Origin of the sequence: Amycolatopsis sp. NPDC021455, assembly GCF_040640995.1 — a bacterium.
In the GTDB taxonomy this organism is placed as follows: domain Bacteria; phylum Actinomycetota; class Actinomycetes; order Mycobacteriales; family Pseudonocardiaceae; genus Amycolatopsis.
Genome location: NZ_JBFACT010000062.1, coordinates 44,610 through 53,284 on the forward strand (window position 1 = coordinate 44,610; position 8,675 = coordinate 53,284).

8 protein-coding genes are annotated in these 8,675 nt (G+C 70.3%); 6 read left to right on the forward strand and 2 right to left on the reverse strand.

Translation table 11 applies throughout. The features are described from left to right. Position 1 precedes the first annotated feature (1 nt). Genes AB0G28_RS39515 through AB0G28_RS39530 form a run of 4 tightly spaced genes read left to right on the forward strand, consistent with a single transcriptional unit; the run spans position 2 to position 3,756 of the window. Entirely contained in the window at positions 2-1,717 is a 1,716-nt protein-coding gene (locus AB0G28_RS39515) for an urease subunit alpha (protein ID WP_361101833.1), read from the forward strand. Further along, positions 1,717-2,388 carry an urease accessory UreF family protein gene (locus AB0G28_RS39520; RefSeq protein WP_361101836.1) on the forward strand — a complete coding sequence of 224 codons (672 nt, stop codon included), beginning with the start codon at positions 1,717-1,719 and terminating at the stop codon, positions 2,386-2,388. The genes AB0G28_RS39515 and AB0G28_RS39520 overlap by 1 nt, the downstream gene beginning before the upstream one ends. Next, on the forward strand, positions 2,378-3,067 hold the full coding sequence (gene ureG / locus AB0G28_RS39525; RefSeq protein WP_361101839.1) for an urease accessory protein UreG: 690 nt from the start codon (positions 2,378-2,380) through the stop codon (positions 3,065-3,067). Before AB0G28_RS39520 ends, ureG begins: the two co-directional genes overlap by 11 nt. Continuing rightward, the gene (locus AB0G28_RS39530) at positions 3,064-3,756 is read left to right on the forward strand and encodes an urease accessory protein UreD (protein WP_361101842.1); all 693 of its coding nucleotides are present in this window, start codon (positions 3,064-3,066) and stop codon (positions 3,754-3,756) included. Before ureG ends, AB0G28_RS39530 begins: the two co-directional genes overlap by 4 nt. Positions 3,757-3,862: 106 nt before the next feature. Here the strand turns inward: AB0G28_RS39530 and AB0G28_RS39535 are convergent, their stop codons facing one another. Then, the gene (locus AB0G28_RS39535; protein ID WP_361101845.1) at positions 3,863-4,963 is read right to left on the reverse strand and encodes a lipase family protein; all 1,101 of its coding nucleotides are present in this window, start codon (positions 4,961-4,963) and stop codon (positions 3,863-3,865) included. A gap of 92 nt (positions 4,964-5,055) precedes the next feature. Between AB0G28_RS39535 and AB0G28_RS39540 the strand changes: the two genes are divergently transcribed. Further along, complete coding sequence (locus tag AB0G28_RS39540) at positions 5,056-5,766, forward strand: TetR/AcrR family transcriptional regulator (RefSeq protein ID WP_361101847.1); 711 nt, start codon at positions 5,056-5,058, stop codon at positions 5,764-5,766. Between the two features lie 42 nt (positions 5,767-5,808). Here the strand turns inward: AB0G28_RS39540 and AB0G28_RS39545 are convergent, their stop codons facing one another. Next, complete coding sequence (locus AB0G28_RS39545; RefSeq protein ID WP_361101850.1) at positions 5,809-7,479, reverse strand: hypothetical protein; 1,671 nt, start codon at positions 7,477-7,479, stop codon at positions 5,809-5,811. Between the two features lie 217 nt (positions 7,480-7,696). On the opposite strand from AB0G28_RS39545, the gene pdxH reads away from it, so the two are divergent. Then, positions 7,697-8,374: a pyridoxamine 5'-phosphate oxidase gene (pdxH, locus tag AB0G28_RS39550; protein WP_361101853.1), complete on the forward strand. Its 678-nt coding sequence runs from the start codon at positions 7,697-7,699 to the stop codon at positions 8,372-8,374. Positions 8,375-8,675 lie beyond the last annotated feature (301 nt).

An 8,675-nucleotide genomic window follows, 5' to 3' on the forward strand; every position in this document is an offset into this window, starting at 1 on the left:
AGTGCCGCAGATCGACCGCGAGCGCTACGCCGAGCTGTTCGGCCCGACCACCGGCGACCGGATCCGGCTCGCCGACACCGACCTGCTGATCGAGGTCACCGAGGACCGTTCGATGGGCCCCGGCGGCGCCGGCGACGAGGTGCTCTTCGGCGGCGGCAAGGTCATCCGCGAGTCCATGGGCCAGGGCACGGCGACCCGCGCCGAGGGTGCTCCCGACCTGATCATCACCGGTGCGGTCATCCTCGACCACTGGGGCGTCGTCAAGGCCGACGTCGGCGTGCGCGACGGCCGGATCGTCGGCATCGGCAAGGCGGGCAACCCGGACACGATGGACGGCGTCGACCCGGCGCTCGTCATCGGGCCGTCGACCGAGGTGCTGTCCGGCAACGGCAAGATCCTCACCGCCGGCGGCATCGACTGCCACGTCCACTTCATCTGCCCGCAGCTCGTCGACACGGCGCTGGCGTCCGGGCTGACCACCTTGGTCGGTGGCGGCACCGGTCCCAACGAGGGCACCAAGGCCACCACGGTGACGCCCGGTGCGTGGAACCTGGGCCGCATGCTGTCCGCCATGGACGGCTACCCGATCAACGTCCTGTTGCTGGGCAAGGGAAACACCGTCCGGCACGAGGCGCTGCGCGAACAGCTGGCGGCCGGCGCGGGCGGGTTCAAGCTCCACGAGGACTGGGGGACGACCCCGGCGGCGATCGACGCGTGCCTGACGGTGGCCGACGAAGCCGGGGTCCAGGTGGCGATCCACACGGACACGCTGAACGAGGCCGGGTTTCTGGAGTCCACTGTGGACGCCATCGGCGGGCGTTCGATCAACGCGTACCACACCGAAGGCGCCGGCGGCGGGCACGCGCCGGACATCATCCAGGTCGTCTCGCTGCCGAACGTGCTGCCGTCGTCGACCAACCCGACCCGCCCGCACACCGCCAACACCCTCGACGAGCACCTCGACATGCTGGTGGTCTGCCACCACCTCAACCCGTCGGTGCCCGAGGACCTCGCCTTCGCCGAGAGCCGCATCCGGCCGACGACGATCGCGGCCGAGGACGTGCTGCACGACATGGGCGCGATCTCGATGATGAGCTCCGACTCGCAGGCGATGGGCCGGATCGGCGAGGTCATCATCCGGACGTGGCAGACCGCGCACGTGATGAAACGCCGTCGTGGCGCATTGCCCGGCGACGGTGCGGCCGACAACCTGCGTGCGCGTCGCTATGTCGCCAAATACACGATCAACCCGGCCATCGCGCACGGCATGGAGACCGAGATCGGCTCGGTCGAGGTCGGCAAGCTCGCGGATCTCGTCCTGTGGGAGCCGAAGTTCTTCGGCGTCCGCCCGCACGTCGTGCTGAAGGGCGGCTTCCCGGCGTGGGCGGCGATGGGCGACGCGAACGCGTCGATCCCGACGCCGCAGCCGGTGCTGGCGCGGCCGATGTTCGGCGCTTCGATCGGCGCGGCGCTGAGCCTGCACTTCGTCGCACCGTCCGCTTTGGACAGCGGGCTGCGGGAGACGTTCGGCATCACGCGGCCGCTGGTCGCGGTGTCGAACATGCGTGCGCGGACCAAGGCGGACATGGTGCTCAACGACGCGACGCCGGACGTCCGCGTCGAGCCGGACAGCTTCGCCGTGCACGTCGACGGCGAGCTGATCGAACCGCAGCCGGTGACGGAACTGCCGATGGCGCAAAGGTACTTCTTGTTCTGATGGACCTTTCGGCACTGATCCTCGCGGACTCCCGCTTTCCCGGCGGTGGGCACGTCCACAGTGGTGGTTTGGAGGAGGTTGTCGCGCGGAAGCTGGTGACGTCCGTGCGTGATCTGCCGGGATTCCTTTCCGGACGGTTGCGGACCGCGGGTTTCCTGGCGGCGGTTTTCGCCGCTGCGTCCACGCATGCGGCTGTCACGCGGGGAAAGTGGTCCGTCTTGGACCGTGAGCTGGACGCGCGCACTCCATCACTCGCGCAGCGCGAGGCCTCCCGGGCGCAAGGCCGCGGGACCGCGCGGGCCGGACGGATCGCGTGGCCGTCACCGGTGCTCGATGCGTTGCTGACCGAGACTCCGCGGCCACACCATCCGATCGTGCTGGGTGCGCTGGTCGGCGTCGCCGGTGGCTCGCCGTACGACGCCGCGATGGCGGTGGCCTATTTGTCGGTGAGCGGTCCGGCGAGTGCGGCGGTGCGGCTGCTCGGGCTGGATCCCTTTGCCGTCAACGCCGTCGTGGCGCGGCTCGACCTGCACTCGGTTTGTGCGGAGGCGGCGGCCGTGGCGGGGGACGACCCGGCGTCGCTGCCGTCGCCGGGGTCGCCCGCGTTGGATCTGTTCGCCGAGGCGCACGCCCGGCATCACCAGGAAGAGGTGCGTCTCTTTGCCAGCTGAAGGCCACGGCCACGGTCACTTCCACGAGGTCAACTTCGACCCGACGGCCACCGAACCCGACCACTACGACGCGGCACCCACCGCGGGCCGCGCGTACCGGATCGGCATCGGCGGCCCGGTCGGCTCCGGCAAGACGGCGCTGACCGCGGCGCTGTGCCGCGCTTTGGGCGACGAGATCGACCTCGCCGTGGTGACGAACGACATCTACACGACCGAGGACGCGGACTTCCTGCGCCGGGCCGGTGTCCTCGACCCGGCGCGGATCGAGGCGGTGCAGACGGGCGCGTGCCCGCACACGGCGATCCGCGACGACATCACCGCGAACCTCGACGCCGTCGAGCGGCTGGAAGAGAAGTTCCCCGGCCTGGACCTGGTGATCATCGAAAGCGGCGGCGACAACCTGACCGCGGTGTTCAGCCGCGGCTTGGCCGACAGCCAGATCTTCGTGGTCGACGTCGCCGGTGGCGACAAGGTGCCGCGCAAGGGCGGCCCCGGCGTCACGACGGCGGACCTGCTGGTGATCAACAAGATCGACATCGCGCACCTGGTCGGCGCGGACATGGAGGTGATGACGTCGGACGCGCACCGGATGCGCGGCTCGCTGCCGGTCATCACGCAGTCCCTTGTGGACACTCCGGACGCGCCGGCGGTCGCCGATTGGGTGCGTTCGCTGCTGTGAAGGCCCACGCCCGCCTGACCGCGTGTTTCGACGGCTCGCGCACGGTGCTGCGGGAGCTGCGGTCGATGGCGCCGCTGACGTTGTTCCCGCGGCGGCGTTCCGGTGCGACGGCGGTGGTGCACCTGGTCAACTCGGCGACCTCGCCGTTGGGTGGCGACGACCTGCTGCTCTCGGTGCGGGTCGGCCCGGGTGCGTCCCTGCGGATTTCCGGCGTCGCGGCGACGCTGGCCCTGCCCGGCCTCCACGGCGAAGGTTCCCTGTCCACAGTGGACGTCGTGGTGGAGGAGGGCGGCTCGCTGGAGTACCTGCCGGAGCCGACGGTGATCACCGCACGGGCGCGGCACACCGCCGCGTTCCGGGCGGCGCTGGCGTCCGACGCGTACCTGCACACGCGCGAAGTGCTGGTGCTGGGGCGGGCCGGCGAGAGCCCCGGGACGCTGACGTCCGCCCAGCACGTCACGCGGGGTTCGGTGCCGGTGCTGCGTCAGACGCTTTCGATCGGGTCGGCGCTGGACGGGAGCCTGGCGGTGCTGGCGGGCCGCCGGGTGCTGGCGACGGACCTGGTGGTCGGCGGGCCGGAACTGCCGGCGGCGTCGGGCGAGTGGTGGTCCCGCAGCCCCCTCGCCGCGGGCGGCACCCTCGTGACTTCCCTGGCCCCGGACGCCGTCACGGCCCTGGCGCCGCTCTGAGCAGCCCCCGATTTCCACGCTACCCGAGGGCACCGACAGTTCCGTCCAGGTCCGTGAAGGCCTCCTTCCCGGCTCTTATGGCCGGGAAGGAGGCCTTCACGGCTTTTCAGAACTTCGTGCCCAGCCAGGTCATCGCGACCGGGCCGCCGATCGAGACCCCGCCGATGTGTTCCAGCAGCGGGAACTCCTGCCAGGTGACCGCCGCGCCCAATGCCTGCCAGCGGTCCCGCAACGCCGTTCCGACGCTGAAGGGAATCAGCTCGTCGAGTGTCCCGTGGTAGAGGTAGACCGGTGCTTTCGGCTTCACCGTGCCCAGGTAGTTCTCCGCCAGCCGGGCCTGCCAGTGCGGCTCGTGGATCGGGTCCGGCACCGTCACGAAGTCCCGCAGGTGGGCGAACGGCGCCGCCGCGCCCAGCTCGATCGTGCACGCCTGCGACACCTGGGCCACCGCCGCGCGGCCGCGGTCGTTCAAAATGGACTCGAACGGCACGTCCGGGTACGCCGCCGCGAAACCGGTTGCCGCGCCGAGGACCAGGCCGAACGCCGGGCCGCCGTCGTTGGCCGCGAACACCGCGTTCAGGTCCGCCGGGACCCCGCCGGCCGCCACCCCCACCACGTTCAGTTCCGGTGCGTACGTGCCCTGCAGCTCGGCCGCCCAGGCCGCCGCCTGGCCGCCCTGCGAGTAGCCGAAAACGCCCACCGGGCCGGCGGGGGACAGCCCCGCACCGGTCACCCGGGAAGCGGCGCGAGCCGCGTCGAGCACCGCCCGGCCTTCGGACTGCCCGACCGCGTAGGTGTGCGTTCCCGGCGTGCCGAGGCCTTCGTAGTCGGTGACCACGACGGCCCAGCCCTGCGACAACGCCTGCGCCAGCAGCGCGCTCTCGTTCTCGATGCCGTGGGCGAGGAGGTTCGACGGCGCGCACTGGTCGCCGAGGCCGTGCGTGCCCACCGCGTACGTGATCAGCGGACGCGGGCCGCCGCGCAACCACGGCGTCGGCGGCACGAGCAGCGTGCCGGAGACGGCGTCCGGCTCGCCGGTCGCCGATGTCGAGCGGTAGAGGAGGTGCCAGGCCTTGACCGGGGCGGGGAACGGGCCGACGAACACCGTCGTCGGCCGCGCTTCCAGGAGGACCCCCGGATCCGCGTGCGCCGCGGGTGCGGCCGTCACGAAAAGGAGGGCGACAGCGACCAGTAACCGACGAAGCATCATTGCCTCCGGCTGTTTTGGTAATCGAAGTTTTCACAAACTAGCCAGCCCCAGTAGGATCTGGCAATCCCTCAGAAGGAGGAGACGAACCGGTGGCTCGCACGTACGGCGGCGTCGCACCCGAGCAGCGTCGCGCGGACCGCCGGGAGCGGCTGCTCACGGCCGGCCTCGAGCTGTTCACCTCGGCCGGCTTCCGGCACACCAAGATCACCGAGGTGTGCGCGCGGGCCGGGGTGTCGACGCGGAACTTCTACGAAGAGTTCTCCGGCAAGGAGGACATGCTGCGCACCCTCCACGACCGGATCAACAGCCTCGCGCTCCACCACGTCACGGCCGCGCTCGACAAGGTCGCCGATGCCGACGCCATGACCCGGATCGCCACGCTGCTCGACGTCTTCATCGACACGGTCACCGTGGACCCCCGGCTGCCGCGGCTCAACTACGTCGAGGCGGTCGGCGTCAGCGCGGAGCTGGAGCAGCAGCACCAGATCTGGGTCGACCGCTGGGCGACGTTCATCGAGACGGAGGCGCGCCGCGCCGCGCGGCACGGCGTCGCGCCCGACCGCGACTACCGGCTGACGGCGATCGCGCTGGTCGGAGCGGCCACCGGGCTGCTGCGCGAGTGGCAGGCGCACGAGCCGCCGCTGCCGGTGGAGGACGTCGGCGCGGAGCTGCGCGCGCTGATGCTGGCGGCCATCATGCGGCCCGGAAAAATCTTGGAAAAGCCGGGCAACCCCGGCGCACCCACCGGCGTGGAACAGTCGAGCCGGGAGGGGGAATTGGGGGGAAGCCGGCTCACGTGAGGGCCCTTGACCGGCGACGCCGGGTAAGGGCCCTCACGGACATCACGCAGTGCGGACGGTCGGCAGGCCGAGCGAGACCGGGCCGGACGTCTGGCAGACGTCGTGGCACGTGTTGTCGAGCGTGCAGCAGAGCGAGCAGATCGGGCCGTCCTGCTTCGCGCAGTCCGCGACGTCCGGCAGCTCGTACGGATCACCGCAGGCCGAGCAGGTGTGCGTCGCGCGCAGGTCGACGTCCTTGTCCGGCCCGGCGACCGTGTTCGGCCGCGCGAGGTAGTACTTGCCTTTCGTGGCCACGGCCAGCACCGGCACCAGGACGACGGCGATGACCAGCGCGAGCAGCGGGCTGAACGCGGCCAGGAACTGCCCGAACGCGCCGAAGTACGCCACGATCGACACCGCCGACGCGACGACCATCGAACCGAACCCGACCGGGTTGATCTTGTGCAGGTAGGCCCGCTTGAACTCGATGTAGCGCGGCGAGAGCCCCAGCGGCTTGGCGATCACCAGGTCGGCGCAGACGGCACCGATCCACGCGATGGCGACGTTCGAGTAGAAGCCGAGGATCTTGTTCAGGAAGCCGAACGCGCCGAACTCCATCAGTGCGAGCGCGATCCCGCAGTTGACCAGCACGTACCAGACCCGGCCGGGGTGCTTGTGCAGCACGCGGGAGAAGAAGTTCGCGAACGACAGCGAGCCGGAGTAGGCGTTGGTGGTGTTGATCTTGATCTGCGAGACGACGACGAACAGCGCGGCGAACGTCAGTGCCACCGGCCCGAGCGCCGGCTTCACCGCTTCGAGGTACGGCGCGATCGGCTCGAGCGCGTGCGTCTTTCCGACGACACCGAGCGCGAGGAACGCCAGCAGCGCGCCACCGATCTGCTTCGCGGCGCCGAGGATCACCCAGCCGGGGCCGGCGGCGAGCACGGCGGCCCACCACGCCCGCTTGTTCTCGGCCGTCTTCTCCGGCATGAACCGCAGGTAGTCGGCCTGCTCGCCGATCTGCCCGATCAGCGACAGGGCGACGCCCATGCCGAAGCCGAACCCGATCGCGGAGAACCCGGCGCCGGCGCCCTCGGTGCCCCCGAAGTGGGTGAACTCGGCGAACTTGCCGGGCTCCCGGACCAGCACGACGACGAACGGCAGCACCAGCCCGGCGATCCACAGCGGCTGCGTCCAGGTCTGCATCTTCGCGACCGCGCCCATGCCGTAGAGCGCGAAGGGCAGGACGATGAGCGTCGCGAGCAGGTAGCCGATCGGCAGCGGGATGCCGAGGGCGAGCTCGAACGCCTGGCCCATGATCGAGCCTTCGAGCGAGAAGAAGATGACCGTGAAGCTCGCGTAGACCAGCGACGTCAGCGTCGACCCGAAGTAGCCGAAGCCGGCTCCGCGGGTCAGCAGGTCCATGTCCACCCCGGACTTCGCGCAGGCGGCCGCGATGGGCACGCCGGTCACGAAGATGACGACGGCCGCGGCGAGGATGGCCAGCACACCGGACGTGAAGCCGTAGGAGAGGACGATGCTGGCGCCGATCGCGAAGTCGGCGAGGTAGGCGATGCCGCCCAGCGCCGTCGTCGCGACCACGAACGGGGACCATTTCCGGAACGAGTGGGCGGCGAAGCGCAGTGAGTAGTCCTCGCGGTTCTCGTTGGCCGCGAGCGGGGCGTACCGGCGTTTCGGCGGGGTCTTTTCGGCGTTCGACAGCGTCTCGGTCATGCCTGCCTCCGAGGTGGTGGGGAACGGGCCGAAGGTAGGTCTTTCCTGTATCGATCCTGGTCCAGCGGGTAACGCGGGGGTTACGGCTTGTTGTCCTGCGGTTACGGCCCGGGGTGGCGGGTGTCACCGTTCTGTGGGTTCCGCCGCAGCTCGGAAGGCCCTAACGTGCTCAGAGCCGAAGTCGACTGATGCCCCGACCGGGCGTGGAGGTTTGGCGATGATGCCGGAGATCAAGGACCAGGTGGAAGACGCCGTCGTGCGCCTGCCGGGGATGCGCGTCGCCTACGACGGCGCGGCGTTCGACGAATCCGCGTTGGCGGCCACCTGGACCGATCAGCTGCAGGGCTGGCTGAACCAGGCCGTCGCCGCGGGAATCCCCGAGCCGAACGCGATGGTGCTGGCGACGGCGGACGCGGAAGGCCGCCCGTCGTCCCGAACGGTGCTGTGCAAGGGCCTCGACGAGCGCGGGGTCGTGTTCTACACGAACTACACGTCGGCGAAGAGCCACGACCTGACGGCGACTCGCTATGCGTCGGTGACGTTCCCCTGGTACGCGCTGCACCGCCAGGTCCATGTGCGTGGTGAGGTCGAGAAGGTCGGGGTCAAGGAGACCGCCGAGTACTGGGCCCAGCGTCCCCGTGGTTCCCAGTTGGGGGCGTGGGCTTCGCCGCAGTCGCGGGTGGTCGACGGCCGGCGGGCGCTGGACAACGCGCTGCACGGGATCGAGCGGCGGTTCGCGGACGTCGAGCGGATTCCGGCGCCACCGCACTGGGGTGGGTGGCGGATCCGGCCCGATCTCGTGGAGTTCTGGCAGGGGCGGGAGGACCGGATGCACGACCGGTTGCGGTATGTGCGGACCGATGACGGGTGGCACGTCGAGCGCGTCGCGCCCTGAGTTTTCTTTGCTGGTGGTCCGCCACCCCGAAGCCCGATTGTGACTACGGACGGTAGTACCGCGTCAAGGCGGGAAAGCGTGCCTTGACCCGGCACTACCGTCCGTGTTTTCGGCTTCGTATCGGGGTTGCGGGAGGGGCCTGGGCGGTGGTCGGCTGTGCTGTCAGCGTGCGGTTCACGCCGGTGAGCCCCAAACGCCCCAATGTGGCGTTGGGTGCGTTGGATGCACCCAATGTGGCGTTCGGTGCGTTGGACGCAACCAACGCCACATTGGGGCGCTTCTGTCCGGGCGAGGTAAATCA